Annotated in this window: 19 protein-coding genes; 12 read left to right on the top strand and 7 right to left on the bottom strand. The window is 48.1% G+C overall.

What is annotated here, in order from left to right; genetic code table 11:
* Nucleotides 1–143: 143 nt before the first annotated feature.
* Nucleotides 144–1223: an alpha/beta hydrolase gene (locus NW199_RS06855; protein ID WP_258334068.1), complete on the top strand. Its 1080-nt coding sequence runs from the start codon at nt 144–146 to the stop codon at nt 1221–1223.
* Between the two features lie 60 nt (nt 1224–1283).
* Here the strand turns inward: NW199_RS06855 and hemH are convergent, their stop codons facing one another.
* Nucleotides 1284–2258 carry a ferrochelatase gene (gene hemH, locus NW199_RS06850; RefSeq protein ID WP_258334067.1) on the bottom strand — a complete coding sequence of 325 codons (975 nt, stop codon included), beginning with the start codon at nt 2256–2258 and terminating at the stop codon, nt 1284–1286.
* A gap of 171 nt (nt 2259–2429) precedes the next feature.
* Between hemH and NW199_RS06845 the strand changes: the two genes are divergently transcribed.
* Nucleotides 2430–2681, top strand: a complete 252-nt coding sequence (locus tag NW199_RS06845) for a hypothetical protein (protein ID WP_258334066.1) — start codon at nt 2430–2432, stop codon at nt 2679–2681.
* Nucleotides 2682–2698: 17 nt separating this feature from the next.
* Nucleotides 2699–3409, top strand: coding sequence for a 7-cyano-7-deazaguanine synthase QueC (gene queC / locus NW199_RS06840; protein WP_258334065.1), 711 nt, complete (start codon nt 2699–2701; stop codon nt 3407–3409).
* Between the two features lie 38 nt (nt 3410–3447).
* On the opposite strand, the gene NW199_RS06835 is transcribed toward queC, so the two are convergent.
* The 4 genes from NW199_RS06835 to apbC form a co-directional block, all read right to left on the bottom strand.
* On the bottom strand, nt 3448–4011 hold the full coding sequence (locus tag NW199_RS06835; RefSeq protein ID WP_022473243.1) for a VUT family protein: 564 nt from the start codon (nt 4009–4011) through the stop codon (nt 3448–3450).
* Nucleotides 4012–4142: 131 nt separating this feature from the next.
* Nucleotides 4143–5192, bottom strand: coding sequence for an OmpA family protein (locus tag NW199_RS06830; protein WP_258334064.1), 1050 nt, complete (start codon nt 5190–5192; stop codon nt 4143–4145).
* A 62-nt stretch (nt 5193–5254) separates the two neighbouring features.
* Entirely contained in the window at nt 5255–6241 is a 987-nt protein-coding gene (locus tag NW199_RS06825) for a YheT family hydrolase (protein WP_022473241.1), read from the bottom strand.
* A complete protein-coding gene (apbC, locus tag NW199_RS06820; RefSeq protein ID WP_258334063.1) occupies nt 6241–7311 on the bottom strand; it encodes an iron-sulfur cluster carrier protein ApbC in 1071 nt (356 codons plus the stop codon). Before apbC ends, NW199_RS06825 begins: the two co-directional genes overlap by 1 nt.
* Before the next feature lie 145 nt (nt 7312–7456).
* Here apbC and metG point away from each other — a divergent pair, with 145 nt between their 5' ends.
* The 4 genes from metG (at nt 7457) to NW199_RS06800 (ending at nt 12796) form a co-directional block, all read left to right on the top strand.
* Nucleotides 7457–9505 carry a methionine--tRNA ligase gene (metG, locus tag NW199_RS06815; RefSeq protein ID WP_258334062.1) on the top strand — a complete coding sequence of 683 codons (2049 nt, stop codon included), beginning with the start codon at nt 7457–7459 and terminating at the stop codon, nt 9503–9505.
* Nucleotides 9506–9607: 102 nt separating this feature from the next.
* The gene (locus NW199_RS06810; protein WP_258334061.1) at nt 9608–11314 is read left to right on the top strand and encodes a SulP family inorganic anion transporter; all 1707 of its coding nucleotides are present in this window, start codon (nt 9608–9610) and stop codon (nt 11312–11314) included.
* A gap of 49 nt (nt 11315–11363) precedes the next feature.
* Nucleotides 11364–12326 carry an alpha/beta hydrolase gene (locus NW199_RS06805; protein ID WP_258334060.1) on the top strand — a complete coding sequence of 321 codons (963 nt, stop codon included), beginning with the start codon at nt 11364–11366 and terminating at the stop codon, nt 12324–12326.
* A gap of 8 nt (nt 12327–12334) precedes the next feature.
* On the top strand, nt 12335–12796 hold the full coding sequence (locus NW199_RS06800; protein ID WP_022473236.1) for a RidA family protein: 462 nt from the start codon (nt 12335–12337) through the stop codon (nt 12794–12796).
* Nucleotides 12797–12861: 65 nt separating this feature from the next.
* Here the strand turns inward: NW199_RS06800 and NW199_RS06795 are convergent, their stop codons facing one another.
* Nucleotides 12862–13887: a threonine aldolase family protein gene (locus NW199_RS06795; RefSeq protein ID WP_258334059.1), complete on the bottom strand. Its 1026-nt coding sequence runs from the start codon at nt 13885–13887 to the stop codon at nt 12862–12864.
* A 155-nt stretch (nt 13888–14042) separates the two neighbouring features.
* Between NW199_RS06795 and pstB the strand changes: the two genes are divergently transcribed.
* The 5 genes from pstB (at nt 14043) to ppk2 (ending at nt 18867) form a co-directional block, all read left to right on the top strand.
* Nucleotides 14043–14813, top strand: a complete 771-nt coding sequence (pstB, locus tag NW199_RS06790) for a phosphate ABC transporter ATP-binding protein PstB (protein WP_022473234.1) — start codon at nt 14043–14045, stop codon at nt 14811–14813.
* A 17-nt stretch (nt 14814–14830) separates the two neighbouring features.
* Nucleotides 14831–15541 (top strand): phosphate signaling complex protein PhoU, encoded by a 711-nt coding sequence (gene phoU / locus NW199_RS06785; protein WP_258334058.1) that lies wholly within the window; start codon nt 14831–14833, stop codon nt 15539–15541.
* A gap of 114 nt (nt 15542–15655) precedes the next feature.
* Nucleotides 15656–16384, top strand: coding sequence for a response regulator (locus NW199_RS06780; protein WP_258334057.1), 729 nt, complete (start codon nt 15656–15658; stop codon nt 16382–16384).
* A gap of 33 nt (nt 16385–16417) precedes the next feature.
* Nucleotides 16418–17665: a phosphate regulon sensor histidine kinase PhoR gene (gene phoR, locus NW199_RS06775; protein ID WP_249092135.1), complete on the top strand. Its 1248-nt coding sequence runs from the start codon at nt 16418–16420 to the stop codon at nt 17663–17665.
* A 155-nt stretch (nt 17666–17820) separates the two neighbouring features.
* Nucleotides 17821–18867, top strand: coding sequence for a polyphosphate kinase 2 (ppk2, locus tag NW199_RS06770; protein ID WP_258334056.1), 1047 nt, complete (start codon nt 17821–17823; stop codon nt 18865–18867).
* 45 nt (nt 18868–18912) lie between these two features.
* On the opposite strand, the gene pepT is transcribed toward ppk2, so the two are convergent.
* Nucleotides 18913–20154: a peptidase T gene (pepT, locus tag NW199_RS06765; protein ID WP_258334055.1), complete on the bottom strand. Its 1242-nt coding sequence runs from the start codon at nt 20152–20154 to the stop codon at nt 18913–18915.
* Between the last annotated feature and the right edge of the window lie 104 nt (nt 20155–20258).

Here is a 20258-nt window from a genome sequence, read left to right as displayed (position 1 = left end):
TGGGGAATTTAATAATTTATGCCTTATAGGCATGGCAAGCAATAAAAACAAAGTATTTGTTATTGAATAGTCTTTTTCATAGACTTTTTCTTGATAGACGAGATCTGTCAGATTGCCAATTTTCGCTTTAACGGAGAGTGATCATGAACGTGAAAAAGACTATAGGAAAGACCTCCCTATCCATTGGCTTAGCCTGTGCTGTCACGGCCTATGCGGCAGTACCTGCCGTAAATGTTGAACCTTCCCCCATCAAAGCTGAACCGCTGAAGCTTGAGCAAAAATGGGACAAGGTCTTTAAACAAAGCCCTAAAGTCAATCATTCCAAAGTGACTTTCGTGAATCGTTACGGCATCACCTTGGCGGCCGATCTCTACGTCCCCAAAAATTCCAGTGGTCAATTACCAGCTATCGCAGTAAGCGGTCCGTTTGGCGCCGTCAAGGAACAGTCTTCAGGCCTCTACGCTCAAACATTGGCTGAACGCGGCTTTTTGACCATCGCATTTGATCCGTCCTTTACCGGTGAAAGTTCCGGCAGTCCCCGTTATGTAGCATCACCGGACATTAACACGGAAGATTTCAGCGCCGCGGTAGATTATTTAAGTACACGTGAAGACGTTGATCCTAATCGAATCGGGATTTTAGGAATTTGTGGTTGGGGCGGTATGGCAATTAACGCCGCCGCGATGGATACCCGCATTAAGGCGACAGTGGCCTCCACCATGTACGACATGACTCGCGTTAATGCCAAGGGATATTTTGACTCGATGGATGAGAATGCCCGCTATGAATTGCGTGAAAAACTTAACCAACAACGGACAAGCGACTACAAAAACGGCTACTACGCTTTAGCGGGTGGTGTAGTCGATCCACTTCCGGCCGATGCTCCACAATTTGTAAAGGACTACTACGCTTACTATAAAACCGAACGTGGCTACCACCCCCGTTCATTGAATTCCAATCGAGGCTGGAATGTCACCTCGTCACTGTCATTTATGACAATGCCGATTTTGAGTTACGCCGGTGAGATTCGTAACGCTGTCATGATTGTTCATGGCGAAAAAGCACACTCACGTTATTTTGGTGAAGACGCTTTTAAACTCCTCAAAGGGGACAATAAAGAACTGGTTATCGTGCCGGGAGCCAGTCACACGGATCTTTATGATCAAATGGACAAGATTCCGTTTGACAAAATTGAAGTGTTTTATAAAACATATTTGAAGTAGTCTCGCACAAATAGGTATTTCAGAAGCCAATAGCCGACTGACTGTTGGCTTCTTTTCTTTTTAGCGTTTTTTGCTCTTCAGAGTAGAAATGGATTCAAGAATCAATTTCTCATAACAATCCAGTGCGTTAGCATCATCATTGAGGCACGGCAAAAGATTGAAGTGCTCGCCTCCTAATGAAAGGAAATGATTCTTGAGTTCAATGCCGATTTCTTCGAGCGTTTCCAAACAATCAACACTAAAGGATAAGCAGACGACATCTATTGATCGTACGCCTTGATGAACCAGCGACTCAACGTGTCCGGTCAGATAAGGCTGAAGCCAATGATCGTTACCAAAACGTGACTGGTAGGCAATGGAATAATCCCCGCCTTTTAATTGCAACTTTGCCGCAATGCTTTGCGCTGTCTCACGGCACTGTTTTTCATAGGGGCTGCCTTTTTGAATGCTTTTGACAGGAATGCCGTGAAAACTCATCACAAGGTGAGCTCCCGGCGTGCGATTTGACTGAATTTTCGCGGCCAAAGCCTCAATAAAATCGGCTCGGTTATAAAAAGGACGAATCCAATCCCAATGAATATCTTTCAATTCCCCTTTAAGTTCCCTGACTCCATCAAGAGCTGACTCCGTCGTTTGTGTGGCGTACTGGGCAAACATAGGAAAGAAAATAAAATGATCGATTCCGTCTTTTTTTAGACGGGCAACCGTTTGTTCAACCGAAGGAGAACCCACCTTCATAGCCATGGCAACGACAATATCATCAGGCAGACGGTCGTTAAGAGCCTCGACAATCTTTTGCGTATAAACAATCAAGGGGGAACCATCAGGCATCCATATTTTTCTATAACGTTGAGCACTTTTGGCCGGGCGGGTTCGAAGAATGATTCCTCTGAGTATGGGTTGCCAAATCCAAGATGGTAGTTCAATAATGCGTGGATCCGATAAAAATTCTTTTAAATATGTACGCAAAGCCGCCTCAGTCGGCGCCGCGGGCGATCCGGTATTCATCAAAATGACGGCAGTTTTGTCAGACATATGGAAAATGATTCTCAAAAAAACAGACCGAAGGTTAGCACATAAGCAGAATCTCTTGACAGCCTAAAAATAGTCAAACACAAAAAATCTTCCGGAAAGAAAATACTTCCGCCTAAGACTCAAAAGCCAGGTAACATATCGGAAGTCCCAATTCTCAAGAAGTTTGAAACCATGATTAAAACTTTTGTTTCCACCACTCTTTTAGCTCTATCAATAGCAACCACGCCCACTTATGCTTCCGACTCGTTTTTTGGCGCTATTAAAGACGCAGGTCGAAGTATTGGTCACGCGACTCGTGATATCACCCGTGAAATTGGTCATACAACTCGTGATACCACAAAAGAAATTGGACACGCTTTTAAAATAGGAAGTTCTGACGAAAACGACAGCGACAAAAAGAAAAACAAAAATCCTAAAAAATAAGTTGAAAGGAAATTGTTATGTCTAAGGCTGCCATTGTCAGTTTTTCAGGTGGGCAAGATTCAACCACATGTCTTTTTTGGGCATTGCAAAATTATGATCGTGTCGAAACCGTCGGCTTCAATTATGGCCAGAAAAACAATGTGGAATTGATTTGCCGAAAAGAAATTCTCCAAAAAATTCAGACTCAATTTCCTAACTTTGCCTGCCGCCTTGGCCCTGACCTTGTCATTGATGCCAGTACCTTCGGTCAGGTCTCCAGCAGTGCTTTAACTGGATCGGGCGAAGCCATCGTCTCCGAAGGAAAGCGCGGGTTACCCTCTTCTTTTGTGCCGGCCAGAAACCTAATGTTCATGACCTACATCGGCGCCAGAGCCTACTTGCGAGATATCCACACCATTATCACAGGTGTGGGCCAGGCTGATTTTTCAGGCTATCCGGATTGCCGCCGCAACACAATGGATGCCATGCAAAAAGCTCTCTCGCTGGGAATGGATTGGCCCATCGAAATTGTAACGCCATTGATGTACAGAACAAAGGCGCAGACGTGGGAACTGGCTCACGAAGTGGGTGGCGATGAGCTCGTTGACTTCATCGTGAAAGAAACTCATACCTGCTACGAAGGTGACAGGGAGCACTTTCATGTCTGGGGATACGGCTGCGGTCACTGTCCGGCATGCCTATTACGAGAAAAAGGTTTCGAAGAATACCAACAAAAGATAGCCCAATAGTCGAAAACCTCCGATGCCGGAGGTTTTCTAAACTTAACTTAGAACTTAGGATGTGCGACCAAACGAGGTCTCAAATAACGAATAACCATCCCGGCTAAAAGTGACATCCAGAACTTACCCAACACTTGACCGGTAATAAATTCGATACTGCCGAAAGCGAGCGAAAGGAAAATGGCGCTATCAATAACAGAACCCACCAGCCCCGCCATGACAACCGAGAAAGCCGGGAAGCGTTTTCTCATCGGCGTGTAGACCGCAAAGTCGGCCAATTCAGAAAAACAGAAGGCAGCTGCGGAGGCAATCACTAAAGAGGGGGCGGCAAAAAGCGCCGATAGCGCTGTGCCCACGGCAATCGCCAAAAGAGAAAAGGGAGCACCAAGAAAGGCCTGTACGCCATTTCTTAAAACCAGGGCGGCCCCTGCAATCATGACCGCAGAAGGCGCCATCAGCCCCGGCCAAACAGGAATTAAACACGGACCGTTGGTCTCGCAAACCAAACCGACATTGACAACGACCCAATTACTCAAAGGAATCGTCAGAATAAAAAGCGTTAATGCAACAAGGCCGCAAAGCGTATCCTTGCTGAGCCACTTATGGGACATAAGAGCCTCCGTTTACAGACGGAACCGCAGACCCGGTAGAACAAACCGACGCGGCAACGTTTTTATTAAAAATTAAAGAGCGTATTTTAGCTAAATTCGAAAAAGAGAAAAAGCCCCGCATTGAGCGGTGTTCATTGACCAAAAATGATGTCCACCCGACGATTGAGTTTTCTTCCGGCTTCGGTCGTGTTGTCAAACTTCTCTGACTCACCGCCGCCCATTACAGCCATTCGGTGATCCTCGACTCCTTTGGAAACAAGGTAATCTTTGACAACCTTTGCCCGCTGCAAACCAAGACGCTTATTAAAAGCCGCATCGCCCTCTGTATCGGTCCAGCCCAAAATCAACATGGATTCGTCCTTTGGACGTTGCGCGATCACTTCCATCACCTGGTCCAGCACTGCAATGGCTTTTTTATCCAACGTGGTTGACTTTTTAACAAAAGGAATCCCGGCGACTTCCAGATCCTCTTGGGATGAGCAATTACGGTACACATTGCCCTCTACCATGGCATTGAATTTTTGACGATCGGCCATCATGTCGGCAACCGTCGCCATCGTCGAACAGGCGTTGACTCGGCGCAAACGGGTTATGACCTCTTTTTCAGAGTCCGTCTGAGCCAATGAAATCAGATGCACACAACTTTTCGGATTATTCTGATAAAACGTTTGCAAAACCTTGGCCGGATCATGGGAACCCTTGTCTATATCACCGTCTGTGATGACAAAAAGCGTGGTCGGTTCTTTGCGTTTACGAGCAAAATAGTCCAACACCTTTTTATCGAAATTGTTCAACGATTGAGTCGAAGCGGAGATTTTGACTTCGGAGAGCGACTTTGAAAAGGCTTCGCCCGTACGCTTTTGCGTCTTAAGGACCTGGCTTGAAGGCATAAATGTGGCTAGCCCCGTCACCATTTCTTCGGTGGGATTAATTTTTTCGGCCGCCATCTTAACAAACTGCTGAGCGTAAGCGAGTTTTGTCGACTGATTTCCCCAAAGAGCCGCCTCTTTTTCATCATTAACAAACTGAGGCCGCGCGTAGCTCTCACCCATTGAGGAAGACGCATCGATTGCGAATTCAACCGCGGCCGCTCGCGCTCCGCAAAGGCTTGCTGCAACCGATGAGGACACACAGAAAACCCCAAGAACCAAACTACAGACTAAAGAAAGTCGCTTATCCATGTGTTGTCTCCTCTCTGTCAATAGTCAGACTATAGCAGGCTCTTCTTTAGAGGAAAAACCGTTCACCGCCTTTCTAAGAAGAATCGGAAGATTCGTTTAGGCAGATAATCAATTTTGCCGGGAGGATTGCCCGTCGGGAATCCCACATGTCCTCCTTCTTCGGGTTGATCCAGCCAAACATTATCTGAAACATCAGATAGTGTTGGCAAAGCCCATTGCGGCATGAAAGGATCGTTTTTAGCGTTTAAGAGCAACAGCGGAACCTGCACATACTTTAACCATGGTTTGGCAGAAGCCTTCGTCCAATAATCCATGGCACTCTTGAAGCCATGAACAGGCGCCGTATAAAGAGAGTCAAAGTCATAGAAATTTTTGCACTTTTTGATGGCCTCCACATCAACCATCTCGCGCATCTGCGGCATTAACTCACACTTTTTGATCACTTTCGGTATCAGCGTATCCAAAAACATTTTGGAATACAGACGATTAAAACCAAAGCGCAAGAGATTGCTGCCCGCCACTAAATCCACCGGCGCCCCCACAGAAACGGCCGCCGTGAGAAGTCCTTTGGCGGTTTGCGCGCGTTTGCCGCAAAAAAGCGCCAACTGATTGCCACCCAAGGAAACTCCCACCGCGTAAATCGGCGCCTTCGGATAACGAGAACGCACCGTCTCCAACACCCACTGAACCTGATCGATGTCGCCAGCGTGGTAAGTCTTAATGCTGCGGTTTAATTCTCCCGAACAACTTCTAAAAAGCGACACGCATCCGCGCCAACCGTGCTTAACCGTCTCGTGCATAAGCGCCAAAGCGTAGTGGCTATGAGAGCTTCCCTCCAAACCGTGGAAATGCACAACAATCGGAGCGGCCGGATCGGCCACTTCAGGCGTGGCCCAATCGATATCCGTAAAGTCACCGTCGGGCGTATCCCAGCGCTCGCGGCGATAGGTTACTTCGGGCTTTTTGCAGACCTTGGCCGCAAATATCGTTTGAATCTGAGCACCGGCAAGCCACCGAGGCGCCTTGTAGTCAGGCGTTACCAAAGGCATCAGTTATTCTCCACTCGCACGCTTGGCATCTTAAGCGACATATCTTTAGCGGTTTTAGCAATCGCCGCGGCCGCCTTTAAAGCAATTTCGCGATAGATTTTGCCGGCCATTGATTCCGGAGACGACACGACTGTCGGCGCACCGGAATCGGCTTCTTCCCGAATCTTGGCATCAAGAGGCAGTTGGCCGAGAACATCCACGTGATAGGTATCACTTAAACGCTTGGCGCCGCCTTCTCCAAAAATATGCTCGGCGTGGCCGCATTCCGGGCAAACGAAAATAGACATGTTTTCAACGACTCCCAGAATGGGCACATTGACCTTCTGGAACATCCGCAAACCTTTCTTTGCGTCCAAAAGCGCAATATCCTGGGGCGTTGTTACCACAATAGCCCCCGTGACCGGAACCGTTTGCGATAGCGTCAATTGAATGTCACCGGTGCCCGGCGGCATGTCAATAACCAAGTAATCCAAATCATGCCAATTCGTTTGCGTTAAAAGCTGAGTCAGTGCTTGAGCAACCAACGGACCACGCCAGATCATCGGCTCATCCGGATCAATCAAAAATCCGATGGAATTGACTTCAAGACCCAATGTTTCGATCGGGTTCATGTTTTGACCGTCGTTTGTCATTGGGCGGCCAAGGGCACCCAACATCATCGGTTGACTGGGACCATAAATATCGGCATCCAAAACACCTACTCGAGCCCCTTCGGCTGACAGGGCTAACGCTAAATTAGCCGCCACTGTGCTTTTGCCGACGCCGCCCTTGCCGCTTGAAACAGCAATGATGTTTTTAACATTAGGCAGTACTTTCAAAGTGCGTTGAACCGCATGGGCAATAATTTTTTGTTCGACCGTCACTTGAACCTGAATGCCCGCCTTTTGAAAAGCGTCCTGAAGCTTCAGCTCGATATCTTTTTTAACAGATTTGGCCGGATACCCCAATTGAATCGTAACGGCTTGCGCATCATCACTGATCTTTGCCATCCGAGCGCTCACATAGTCCGTATTCATCCAGGGATCCGTCACGGAACTCAATACCTGCAGTATTTCTTCTCTCTTAGTCACTTTTTTGTACTCCGTTTTCAAGCATTAGTCGTATTGTGCGAGTTTTCTTGCCTAAGCTCAAGAGCAATAAGAGAATTTCACGTGGCTTTGCTAAAATATTGACCTCTTTGTTTCTCTTCCCGCCTATTTTTCGGGACATTTCATCATGCAAAAACGCCAAATATTCGTTACGACTGCTCTTCCCTATGCCAATGGGCATTTCCATATCGGCCATATCATGGAATACATTCAGGCCGACATTTGGGTGCGCACTCAGCGAATGTATGGACATACCGTTCATTTTGTCGGTGCCGATGATACGCACGGCGCCCCGATGATGATTGCCGCCCAAAAAGAAGGGATCACTCCTCAAGAGTTTGTTGCCCGAATTGCAGCCGGCCGCAAAGCCTACCTGGATGGTTTCCATATTAAGTTTGACCATTGGTACTCGACCGACAGCGAAGAAAATGTCATGCTTTCGCAAGACATCTATAAGCGCCTCAAAGCTGCCGGGTTAATTTATACAAAGGACATTGAACAATTCTATGATCCGGTCAAAGGCATGTTCCTGGCTGACCGCTTCATCAAGGGCACCTGCCCGCGTTGCGGCGCTGATGACCAATACGGTGACAACTGCGAAAAGTGCGGCGCCGTCTATTCGCCCACTGAACTGATCAACCCCTTCTCAGCCTTGTCCGGTGCCAAACCTGAATTGCGCAAATCCACGCACTACTTCTTTAAGCTTTCCGATCCCGCCTGCGTAACGTTCTTGCGCGATTGGGTCAACGGCAAAGGCAAGAGCGGTGCAGACCGCGTACAAGCGGAAATCCGTGCCAAAGATGAAGAATGGCTCGGAGAGGGCAAATTGGGCGACTGGGACATTTCCCGTGATGAACCCTACTTCGGTATTCCTATTCCCGATGCTCCCGGTAAATATTTCTACGTCTGGCTTGACGCTCCGGTGGGTTACTACGCCAGTCTCATGAACTATGCGAAGAAGATCGGTTTTGACTTCTGGAAGTTCTTGGATGATGAGAAAACGGAACAAATTCACTTCATCGGCAAAGACATTGTGTACTTCCACACACTTTTCTGGCCTGCCATGCTGCACTTTGCCGGTCAACCGTATCGTGTTCCCGATAATGTTTTCGTTCACGGCTTCATGACCGTTGACGGCCGCAAGATGAGTAAGAGCCGCGGTACCGGCATTAGCCCCATGAAGTACCTTGAACTCGGCATGAACGCCGAATGGCTGCGCTACTACCTTGCCGCCAAGATGGGTCCGACCAATGACGACGTTGATTTCAGCAAGAGCGATTTCATGGCTCGCGTGAACTCTGACTTGATCGGCAAGTACATCAACATTGCCAGCCGCGCTGCCGGCTTTATCGTCAAGCGTTTTAACGCTCGTGTTGACGATCGCATGGCCGACCACACGATTATTAAGGTCATGCGCAATGCGGTTGAAGGCATCGCCATGCTCTACAACCAACGCGAATACTCACGCGCGCTTCGTGGCATTATGTCCATGACGGACACGATCAATGAGTACATCGACCGCGAAAAGCCCTGGGAATTAGCAAAGTCTGAAGAACAAGCTGACAAATTGCACGAAGTCTGCTCCGTGGCCCTTGAAGCATTCCGACTCTTAACGCTTATGCTCAAGCCCGTATTGCCCGCCACGGCCGCCAAAGTTGAAGAATTCCTCAATTGCGGCGAACTTACTTGGGAAAGTGCTCTGCGTCCCTTGACCTCTGATGTGCAGATCAAGCCCTTCAAACATTTGATGCAGCGCTGCGACATCAAGCAATTGGATGCCCTGATTCCTCCGGTTGCTGAAGTTACCAAACCGGTGGCGCCTTGCGGTGAAGAAATTGCTCCTGAAGTCACGATTAATGATTTTGCCAAATTGGATATGCGTGTAGCCAAGATCGTCAAGTGTGAAAAGGTGGAAGGCTCCACGAAACTTTTGCGCTTAACGGTCGATATCGGAGAAGGCAAGACCCGCAATATCTTCTCCGGCATCCAAGCTTGGTACAAGCCCGAGGACTTGGAAGGCAAACTCACGGTGGTCATTGCTAATCTTGCTCCGCGCAAGATGCGCTTTGGAGTCAGCGAAGGTATGCTTTTGTCGGCAAGCGGCGCCGATGATAAAGACGGACTCTTTATCCTTGAACCGCAAACGGGAGCCAAACCCGGCATGAGACTTCGTTAATCGAAAGTTCTCAAGAAGACTAAAAAACAGTTGGCCCACAAGCCAACTGTTTTTACAATAACCGATAACAACAATATTAACTTCTCTCTTTCTCGTAAAAAAATGAGCTTCGCTCAAGCCTTTAAAAATTTTAGGGATCATATTCCCTTGGAACCTTTCCATCCGGTCAGTTTCGATTTGATCGGACACTACAATGCCAGAAGTTTGTCTCGAGACATCAGCTCCGGTCTGACTGTCGGCATGGTTGCTCTGCCTTTGGCCATGGCTTTTGCCATTGCTTCCGGCGTGACGCCTGAAGCAGGCATTTACACATCCATCATTGCCGGCTTTTTGATTGCCATCCTGGGTGGTTGTCGGGTTCAAATCGGCGGACCGGCCGGCGCCTTCATTGTGATTATCTACGGCATCATCGCCAACTACGGTTTGGCCAATCTCATGATTGCCACCATCGGCAGCGGCATACTGCTCTTTCTCATGGGGTTGCTGAAAATCGGCAGCTTTATCCGTTTTATTCCTATCTCCATTGTGATCGGTTTCACAAACGGTATCGCCGTGCTTATTGCCTTATCACAGGTGAAAGACTTTTTAGGCCTAAGCATTGACAAGATGCCCGCTGACTTTTTCGGTCAGATGGGGGCCATTGCCGCTCATATCGGAACCGTCAATTTTTACGCCTTGGGCATCGCTCTCGTTTCCTTTGCCATCGTTCGCTTCTGGCCCAAAGATACATCAAGCCGCACGGCTCAATGGAAGCGTTGGGTCGCTAAGATCCCCGGCACCGTGATCGTTTTGATCGTCTCAACGATTGCCGTGAGCTCCTTGGGATTACCTGTGGAAACAATCGGCAGTAAATTCGGCGGCATTCCCCAAACGCTGCCCTCCATTCAAGTTCCCGATTTTGACTGGGAAAACATTCGCCATTTGGTCGGTCCCATGGTCACGATCGCACTGCTTGGTGCCATTGAATCGCTTTTATGCGCCCGCGTTGCCGACACGCTCACCGATGACAGACACAACCCCAATCAGGAACTGATGGGGCAAGGCATTGCCAATTTGGTAGTACCCTTTTTCGGCGGTATTCCGGCCACCGGTACCATCGCCCGTACGGTCACCAACATTAAAAGCGGCGCCGTCTCCCCGATTTCCGGTGTTGTTCATGCGATTACTCTTTTAGTTGTTATTTTGGCTGCCGCCCCCCTGGCATCCAATATTCCGCTTGCCGCGCTTTCTGCCATCTTGCTTAATGTCGCGAGCAATATGGGCAACTGGGCGGAATTCAAACGCCTGCGCCGCATGACGATGTCTTACAAGGTAACACTTATTGCCACTTTCCTTCTGACGGTTATTTTTGACTTGACCGTTGCCGTGGAAGTGGGCCTCGTGATCTCGTGCCTATTCTTTATCTATCGCATGAATACTCTCACAAGCGTGACCCAAATGACCCTTGCCGCGGATACCCCGGAAGGCATTGAAGCATGGCGTCTGCAAGGTTCGCTCTTTTTCGGTTCTGTCTCCAAACTTTCCTATATGACCGATCCGAAGCGAATCACGGCGAGAAACGCCAATAAAGTGGTGATTTTGAATTGCACGGCGCTCATGAACATTGATAATTCGGCAATGGACATTATCTCGACCTACATGAGAGCGCTGAAACGCCGCAACTTTGAGCTCATCATTTGCGGCGCAACCGGTCACACCCTCCATCAATTGGAAAGAACCGGTATCGCGCAAGCGCTTGGGAAAAACATGGTGGATACAATGTTTGACGCCGAGCGCCTCGCCCGAGAACTCTTAAGAAACATCCCCTAAAACCGCTATTCGGCTGACTGACCTCAGCCGAATATTTTTTGGAGAAATTGTGATCAAATTGAAAACCGTAGCCTTGGCGGCTATAAGCGGTTTGATGGCTAGTGGTGCTTGCGCTCAAGCCCCCGTCGCCCAAACCGAAAGCATGAAAGTAGAAGTCACCGAACATCAAATCGATGAAATCGGTGGTGTTATTTACTCTCAAATCCAATCCCGCCGATCAAACCGAGCGATGCGTATGACACTTCTTGTGCCAAGAACGAGCGAGAAAAAACCGGCCATTATTTATTTTCCCGGGGGCGGATTCACCACAACAGACTACGAAAAATTTATTGAGATGCGTTTCGCTTTAGCCAAAGCCGGTTTTGTGGTGGCCGCGGCGGAATATCGGGTTGTCCCAAACAAATTCCCGGCTATCTTAGAAGACGGGAAATCCGCTGTGCGGTTTTTAAAGGCTCATGCGAATGCTTATGGCATTGATGCATCCAAAATCGGCGTATTGGGTGACTCAGCCGGAGGGTACCTGTCTCAGATGGTCGCCGTCACTGGCAACGAAAAGCAATTTGACAAGGGCGACAATCTTCACGTCGATTCAACTGTTCAAGCCGCCGCGACACTTTACGGCATATCCGATCTTCGCAACATCGGCGCTGGGTTTGACGAAGCCATTCAAAAAGTTCACCAATCCCCGGCTGTAACGGAAGCCCTATTAGTCAATGGTGTGGCCTTCAACGAATACCCCGGTGCGAGCATCTTGTCTGATAGCGATAAGGCACTGGCAGCGAGTTCTTTGGGGCACATTAAAAAGAACTTACCGCCTTTTTTGATCATGCACGGAACGGAAGATAAACTTGTCTCGCCGGTTCAAAGTGAACAACTTTATGAAGCCCTAAAGCAAAACGGCAATCGAGTCACCTACGTTAAAGTAGAAGGGGCTGCTCACGGTGATACCGTTTGGTTTCAAAAACCGATTATTGATAAAGTTGTCACTTGGTTTAAAGACAATTTGAAATAGGACAACCTATGCGCATTGAAGAAAAACTCAAGGCAATGGGACTTGAATTGCCTCCCGTTGCTGATCCGGCCGGTCTGTATGTTTACACCAGACGAGTCGGTAATCTTGTCTACGTCTCGGGACAAACACCTGATATCAACAGCGTTCTTCAAATCAAGGGCGTTGTCGGCGAAACATTAAGTCTTGAGGAAGGCAAAAAAGCCGCTAAGTTAAGCGCTCTCAATGTCCTTTCTGTTCTTAAGCGCGAACTCGGAGACCTTGACCGCGTCAAACAATTTGTCCATTTGACCGGTTTTGTTCGATGCGCCAAAGACTTTGAGGATCACCCCCAAGTCATCAACGGCGCCTCCGAGCTTTTCCGCGATCTTTATGGAGAGGCTGGTGTTGGCACTCGAATCGCGCTTGGGGCCTATGAATTGCCCGAAGGCGCTGCCACGGAAATCACCGCCATTGTTGAAGTGACAGACTAGAAAGTCCGAATAAAAGTCCCCACTTCCTCTACAAAGAATTGGGGACTTTTTTTGCTCAATTTCAATTAAAGCATTGCGATCACGCGATCAATATTTTCTTCCGGAGTTGCCCAGCTCGTGCAGAATCGGACCGCTGTATGAGTGTCGTCAACTTTGCACCAATGAGACAGCTGAACTTCCTTTTCCAACTCGGCTAATTTTCCATTATCCAAAATGACAAACTGCTGATTGGACGGACTTTCCGAATAAAAACGATAGCCCTTATCCTGAAGAGCCTTCTTTAACTTCATCGCCATCTCAACGGCGTGACGACTGATTTCAAAATAGAGATTATCGGTAAAAAGCGTATCAAACTGCAGACCCAACAGGCGTCCTTTTGCCAACACTGCCCCACCTTGCTTCATGATGGTGAAAAAGTTCTTTGACAGCTTTGTATTGGTGAAAACAACCGCTTCACCCAACAGAGCGCCCACTTTAGTGCCGCCGATATAAAAGACGTCGGATAAACGTGCGATATCAGCCAAGGTCATATCAGCTCCGTCGCTGGCAAGCGCATAACCCATGCGTGCTCCGTCAATAAATAAGGGCATGGCGTGCTTGCGGCAGACCGCGCTGATGGCTTCCAATTCAGCTAACGAATAGACAGAACCCGTTTCTGTGGCCTGAGAAATATAGACCATGGCCGGAATAACACCATGATCCCATGAAGGAGCCGAAAGCGTATCTTCAATGTAGCGATCCAATTGTGAAGCAACCATTTTCCCATCGTGCGGTTCAATCGTGAGCACCTTGTGGCCGCCCATTTCAATAGCGCCGCCTTCGTGTCCGTTGATATGACCGCTTTCAACGGCAATGACGCCCTCACAGGGACGCAAAATCGAACGGATGACCGTAGAGTTGGTTTGCGTACCACCGATCAGAAGGAAAACCTCAGCGTCCGGTGCCTGACAAGCTTCTTTAATCTTTGCCTTGGCACTTTCACAATAAACGTCAGTGCCATAACCCGGTGTGCTTTCCAAATTGGTTTGAACCATACGTTCAAGAATTTTCGGATGGCACCCTTCCTGATAGTCGCAGGCTAAACGAATCATTTCTTTCTCCTTTCTCGGTCACAGCAAAACCGGCTCCTCAAGAGCGGCCGCGCATTCGTTCACAAGATTGTCACATAAATGTCATCTTTGGGTCATACCTAACTTTTAGACTTCGCCCCAATAACAGAAAGTTATCTCATTAAGGAGTCTTCGGGATGTCCGATACGACCATGGCCTCAAAAATCGAGGTCAAACATTTCAATTTCTACTACGGCGCATTTCACGCGCTAAAAGATATTAATCTTTCAATCGCTGAAAATAAAGTCACGGCTTTTATCGGCCCTTCGGGCTGCGGCAAATCAACTCTCTTGCGCACATTCAACCGCATGTATGAGCTCTATAACGAGCAACGGGCCGAAGGTGAAATTTGGCTCGACGGTGAAAACATTGTCACCAAAACGGAAGGCGTTGACCGTTTGCGCTCCAAAGTCGGTATGGTTTTCCAACGCCCCACGCCTTTTCCGATGTCTATCTATGACAACATCGCTTACGGCGTCCGTTTATTTGAAAAGTTACCCAAATCCGAATTGGATGACCGTATTGAATGGGCTTTGAAAAAGGCCGCCCTCTGGACCGATGTTAAAGATAAACTTCAAGATTCCGGTTTCGCCCTCTCGGGCGGCCAACAACAGCGCCTTTGCATTGCCCGCGCCATTGCGGTCAAACCCGAAGTGTTGCTGCTCGATGAACCGTGCTCTGCCTTGGATCCGATCTCCACAGCCAAGATCGAAGATTTGATCAATGAACTGAAAAAAGAATACACGGTTGTCATCGTCACCCACAGCATGCAGCAAGCCGCCCGTATTTCCGACTTTACCGCTTATATGTATCTCGGCGAACTCATCGAATTCGGAACCACCGAAATGATGTTCACGCACCCGACAAAGAAGGCAACGGAAGATTACATCACAGGTCGCTTCGGTTAAACAGTAAGGAGCAAAAAATGATTATGTCCGCACAAACGCACCTTGTGCACCAATTTGATGAAGATTTAGATGAACTTAAACACCTGCTCTACAGCATGGGCGATCTGGTAACCGAGCAAATCAACAACGCCACCAAAGCCTTTCGCACGGGCGACATTGATTTGGCCCAATCGGTCAAGGACCGCGACGCCGCCATCAACGCCTTAGAAGTCTCCACTGACCGGTGCGCGACGCTTTTGATTGCCAAACATCAGCCCGCGGCCACGGATCTGCGCTTTGTCTTCGGTATTGCCAAAATGGCCACCGACTTTGAACGCATGGGCGATCAGGCTCGTAACATTGCCCGTGCAAGCCGCGATGATATTCCGGAAGAACTGATTGAGGCTCTTGCCAAAACCAACATTGTCGAGTCAACCATCAAGACTGTTAACTTGGCAATGCTCGCATTGAAAAATCTTTCGGAAACGGCCGCTGTCAATACGCTCAGATCCGACGGAGATGTGGACAATGCTTTCAGAGACGGCATTAAGGTGGTGACGGTTTACCTCAAGGAACATCCCGATGACGTTGAAAAAGCACTCGCCTGCCTTGATTTGCTTAAAGCTTATGAACGCTTGGGCGATCATGCCACCAACATCGCCGAGCACGTCATTTTCATTTTGGATGGTGAAGATATCCGACACTTGCGCTTAGACGCATTACCCGAAAATTTGACCAAACTTAGCTAATAAGAGAACAATAAACCTTCGGCAATAGACGAAGGTTTATTTTTTGGTTGTGAAATTCGCCTATCATTACAGAGTTGAAGCTCTTTGGATTTGTTTTTTGAAGAAAGGCTTACCATGACTGAAAGCAGCAACAAAGCAGCCTGTATCTTAATTGTCGAAGATGAAGCCGCCATTCGAACCCTCATTTCTTTTGCCTGCGCCGCCGCTGGCTATGAAGTCAAGTGCGCAGAAAGCGCGATAAAAGCCCAAAGCATTGTTGACAATAATCCGCCCGATTTGGTCTTGCTTGACTATATGTTGCCGGAACTCTCGGGTGTTGATTGGCTGGAAAAACTTCGCGCCAACCCTAAGACCGAACACCTGCCTGTCATTATGCTCACCGCCCGCGGCAGTGAAACCGATCGAGTTAAGGGACTTAATGCCGGCGCAGACGACTACATCGTAAAACCCTTCATGCCCCGCGAACTCATTGCTCGCATTCAAGCGGTTTTGCGCCGTTACCAATTCCAATCACAGACCGGAGAAGAAAACCAAAACGTCGAAGTCGTCTGCGGTCCCCTAACCATGAACGAAGCCAGTTTTGAAGCAAAAGTTGACGGAGAACCTCTCTCGCTTTCAGCCAAAGAATTCAAACTACTGTTGGTTTTTGCTAAAAATCCCGAACGTGTCTACAGCCGTGAAATGCTTCTGTCGCTTGTTTGGGACAATGCCTATGTTGATGAACGAACGGTGGATGTTCATATGCTGAGGTTGCGCAAGCAACTGCAGGGCACCCGAGCGGAAAATCTCCTTCAGACCGTCAGGGGTTTGGGATACCGGGCACATATTCCGGAGCAAAGTTAGCTATATAGAAATCATTATTCAGGGGGATTCGTGATGTCGGCGAAAAACCTGTCACCCAGATCGTTTTGTATATTGGGCTTAATTTGCGTGGCTGTGATTGCCAGTCTGCTTTATATCACTGTCAGTTGGGAAAAGACGCTCTTGGGCACTTCAATCGCCCTTGTCGCTTTAGTCTGCTACATCATCTTCAAAATGAGTGACGGTTGGATGAATTCCGTTGAAGCCGAACAGATGAAAAGCGATCAATCACGCTTTACCGCCAGAATTGACCGCTACCGCCTCTCCCTTTCCGCTTTACCAGAAGGCGTTGTGCTTTTCCGCCAAGGACACACGGTTGAATGGTGCAACCCCGCCGCCGAAAAACATTTAGGCATCAAGTTAACCACGCACTTGGGCATGGCGCTCAATCTCGTTTTTGATAACCCGAAAATTGTTGAATATTTGGAATCGGGCGATTATTCGAAACCAATTGAAATCAAATCCCATGAGCCCGGTCGAATTCTGTTGCTCTTTGCGGTTGTAGCTGACAAGACGCACTTTATTATGGTGACGCGTGACATTACCGAGCAACGACGAATTGATTCAATGAGAAAAGATTTCGTGGCCAATGTCAGCCATGAACTACGTACGCCGCTTACCGTCATCACCGGTTTTCTCGACATGATTCTTCGCGGAAAAGAGCTGGATGAAAAAACGCTTCACGAACACTTGTGCTTAATGCAACAGGAAGCCGAGCGCATGCAAAGTCTCGTCAATGATCTCTTGTCATTGTCTCGACTGGAAAGTAAGGATGAACAAGAGTCCGAGCCACCCGAGGTTGTTAACATGGCCAAGTTGGTTGCGAGTTTAGCAGAAGATGGAGTTGCCTTATCGCGCGGACGCCACACGATTGATACGGATATTTCCTGCAATCAGGCTGTGTTGGGACAAGTTGATGAACTCAGAAGCGCTTGCCTAAATCTTGTCACCAACGCTGTCCGTTACACGCCCGATGGCGGCAAGATTGAAATCAGTTGGCGCTACGATCCCAAAGAAGAGAGCGCTATATTTGCCGTTCAGGACAATGGCATCGGCATTGATGCGGAAGATATTCCTCGGTTAACAGAACGCTTTTACCGTGTGGATAAGAGCCGCTCGCGTGAAAAAGGCGGAACGGGGCTGGGTCTGGCGATTGTTAAGCATGTCGCCATTCGCAACCATTGCCGTCTTGATATTCAATCTGAGCCGGGCAAAGGTTCAACGTTCAGTCTGATTTTCCCGAAAGACTCATTGATTGAATAATTAAGACTTCTAGTTTCAAGCGCCGGTGAACACAAAAACACCGGCGCTTTTGTGTTCAGACAAAAAATATTACCGATGTGACAAGAAGAAATCATCCACTAACCACACACAGTGGTACGCTATTAAACATTGAGAAGGTTAAAAGGACTCGTATCATGTGCGCCAAGAAAAAAGAAGAAAAGAAAGAACAGCTCCCCTTAACAGAAAAGGAAGTGCTCACTGAACAAAAAATTGAAGCCTACAGTAAAGCTTTAAAGAGTGCTCTGAAGGAAGAGCCTCCTGAAGAACAGGTTCGCATCCTTAAACTCATGATCAAGGATGCGAAAACACGTATTCATGCCGCGGGCGATAATGAGAAAAATGAAGACGAGCTTGTAGAAAATTGGGAAAAAGCAGAATTCCCCTACAAGCATCGCATGAGCAACAAACGCTATGAAAAAGAAAAATTACCCCTTCAAGTGGAATTGCTGAAGCTGCAAAAATGGGTGAAGGAAACCGGTAAAAAGATCGTCATTATTTTCGAAGGACGGGACGCGGCCGGCAAAGGCGGCACTATCCGCACTTTCATGGAGCACTTAAATCCCCGCGGTGCTCGCGTGGTGGCACTGGCCAAGCCCACCGAAGCCGAAAAAGGTCAGTGGTTCTTTCAACGCTATGTCGCCCACCTGCCCACGCGAGGCGAGATGGTTTTATTTGACCGTTCCTGGTACAACCGAGCCGGTGTTGATCGTGTAATGGGCTTTTGCACGGATGAAGAATATATTGAATTCATGCGTCAATGTCCCCAATTTGAAGAAAATCTTATCCGCTCAGACACGATACTGATTAAGTTCTGGCTCTCTGTCACTCAGGATGAACAGCGCAGACGTTTTAAATCGCGCAAAATTGATCCGCTCAAGCGCTGGAAACTCTCCCCGATTGATATTGCTTCTTTATCCAAATGGGACGATTACAGCAAGGCCGAAGAGGTCATGTTCTTTTCCACTAACACGGCCTCTTGCCCTTGGATTGTCATCAAAAGCAACGACAAAAAGCGAGCACGCTTAAACGCGATGCGCTATGTGCTTTCGATTATTGATTATGCGGAAAAAGACAATGAAGCCATCGGCGCCGTTGATCCGCTCATTTTATCCAGAGCCAATGTCAAGCCCAATGTTGCTTCAATGTTGATCGGGAAAAAGAAAGGAAAAAAATCTGAATAGACCATCGAATAGCGCCGGCAGAAAGTCTCTGCCGGCGTTTTCGTTTTAACGACCTTTGCTGATTAATTCAATCACTTTTAAGGTCATATCCAGAGAGGCCACAAAACTTTCTATCGGCATGAATTCGGCGTAGCCGTGGTGGTTATAGGAACCCGTGAAATAGTTCGGGGTCACCAAACCACGAGCGGTCAAAGCCGAGCCGTCCGTGCCGCCACGCATCGCAACGGTCTTTGGTTCGATGTTCAGACTCTTTAGCGCTTCGTACATGACATCAATCGGATAACGATCTTCGCCTAAGCCGCCGGAAATGTTTCTGTAAATATCCTCAATGTCTGCGTTGATTTTGGCGCGCGGGTAGCGCTTGGCTATCAATTGCACGACGTCGCGCACGTACTGCTTGCGAGCTTCGAATGTCTTGTCATCGAAGTCGCGGATATTAATCTGCAAATGAGCTCGCGCTGGATTGGCAGACATATTCTTAAACCAATAGTAGCCTTCACGTTCATCGGTATTTTCAGGCGTTTCCAGACGGTTGAAATTGGCCATCAAATCGACGGCTACCAAAATCGGATTAAGTAGCACACCTTTAGCGCTCGCAGGGTGAGTGGTCACCCCTTCAATATCAATATGCACTTCAGCGGCGTTATAGGTTTCATAAACCAATTGCCCCAATTCTCCGCCATCAACCGTGTAGGCAAAATCCACTTTAAATCGATCCAAATCCAAAAGCTTTGAACCGCGCAAACCAGTTTCTTCATCGGGTACAAAGGCTACTCGGATATCACCGTGAGGAATTTGCTCGGTGACGAGAATTTCCAAAGCGGTCATGATATTGGTGACACCCGCCTTATTATCAGCCCCCAAAACACTGGTCCCATCTGTAAAGATGATGTCTTCGCCGACATGATTGGATAATTCCGGGTGTTCCGCCAACCGAATCCAAATATCTTTTGCTTGATTCAGACAAACGTCTCCGCCCGTGTAATGAATCACTTGCGGATGAATTTCAGGAGACAAACCGACATCAACCGTATCCACATGAGCAACAAATCCCACTGTCGGAACGTCTTTGACGCTACCCGGTAAATAAGCAGTTACGTTACCGTGCTCGTCAACCTCGACCTCTTTTAAACCCATCTGCTTTAAACCGGCTTCCAACACCCTGGCCATCGTCCACTGGCCTTCAGAGCTCGGCACCACTTTATTTTTAGGGTCACTTTGGCTGCTGATGGCCAAATAACTTAAGAATCGTTCCACGAGTGCTTGCGCTTTTTGTTGATGATCCATTTAACACCTCTTTAAGAGCAGACTGCCGACTATTTCGGCTCACAGAGCTAACTATAACGCCGTTAAGCGCAAAAAAGGCGGCCTAAAAGACCGCCTGGTGTAAT

This window comes from Parasutterella secunda, assembly GCF_024733725.1.
Taxonomy (GTDB): domain Bacteria; phylum Pseudomonadota; class Gammaproteobacteria; order Burkholderiales; family Burkholderiaceae_F; genus Aphodousia; species Aphodousia faecalis.
The sequence above is the reverse complement of the archived record's forward strand: the minus strand, read 5'-3'. Positions and strand labels throughout refer to the sequence as shown.

Excerpts from the sequence above, each read along its gene's own strand:
- NW199_RS06855 (WP_258334068.1), top strand. The coding sequence starts at position 144 with ATGAACGTGAAAAAGACTATAGGAAAGACCTCCCTATCCATTGGCTTA.
- hemH (WP_258334067.1), bottom strand. The coding sequence starts at position 2,258 with ATGTCTGACAAAACTGCCGTCATTTTGATGAATACCGGATCGCCCGCG.
- NW199_RS06845 (WP_258334066.1), top strand. The coding sequence starts at position 2,430 with ATGATTAAAACTTTTGTTTCCACCACTCTTTTAGCTCTATCAATAGCA.
- queC (WP_258334065.1), top strand. The coding sequence starts at position 2,699 with ATGTCTAAGGCTGCCATTGTCAGTTTTTCAGGTGGGCAAGATTCAACC.
- NW199_RS06835 (WP_022473243.1), bottom strand. The coding sequence starts at position 4,011 with ATGTCCCATAAGTGGCTCAGCAAGGATACGCTTTGCGGCCTTGTTGCA.
- NW199_RS06830 (WP_258334064.1), bottom strand. The coding sequence starts at position 5,192 with ATGGATAAGCGACTTTCTTTAGTCTGTAGTTTGGTTCTTGGGGTTTTC.
- NW199_RS06825 (WP_022473241.1), bottom strand. The coding sequence starts at position 6,241 with ATGCCTTTGGTAACGCCTGACTACAAGGCGCCTCGGTGGCTTGCCGGT.
- metG (WP_258334062.1), top strand. The coding sequence starts at position 7,457 with ATGCAAAAACGCCAAATATTCGTTACGACTGCTCTTCCCTATGCCAAT.
- NW199_RS06810 (WP_258334061.1), top strand. The coding sequence starts at position 9,608 with ATGAGCTTCGCTCAAGCCTTTAAAAATTTTAGGGATCATATTCCCTTG.
- NW199_RS06800 (WP_022473236.1), top strand. The coding sequence starts at position 12,335 with ATGCGCATTGAAGAAAAACTCAAGGCAATGGGACTTGAATTGCCTCCC.
- NW199_RS06795 (WP_258334059.1), bottom strand. The coding sequence starts at position 13,887 with ATGATTCGTTTAGCCTGCGACTATCAGGAAGGGTGCCATCCGAAAATT.
- pstB (WP_022473234.1), top strand. The coding sequence starts at position 14,043 with ATGTCCGATACGACCATGGCCTCAAAAATCGAGGTCAAACATTTCAAT.
- phoU (WP_258334058.1), top strand. The coding sequence starts at position 14,831 with ATGATTATGTCCGCACAAACGCACCTTGTGCACCAATTTGATGAAGAT.
- NW199_RS06780 (WP_258334057.1), top strand. The coding sequence starts at position 15,656 with ATGACTGAAAGCAGCAACAAAGCAGCCTGTATCTTAATTGTCGAAGAT.
- phoR (WP_249092135.1), top strand. The coding sequence starts at position 16,418 with ATGTCGGCGAAAAACCTGTCACCCAGATCGTTTTGTATATTGGGCTTA.
- ppk2 (WP_258334056.1), top strand. The coding sequence starts at position 17,821 with ATGTGCGCCAAGAAAAAAGAAGAAAAGAAAGAACAGCTCCCCTTAACA.
- pepT (WP_258334055.1), bottom strand. The coding sequence starts at position 20,154 with ATGGATCATCAACAAAAAGCGCAAGCACTCGTGGAACGATTCTTAAGT.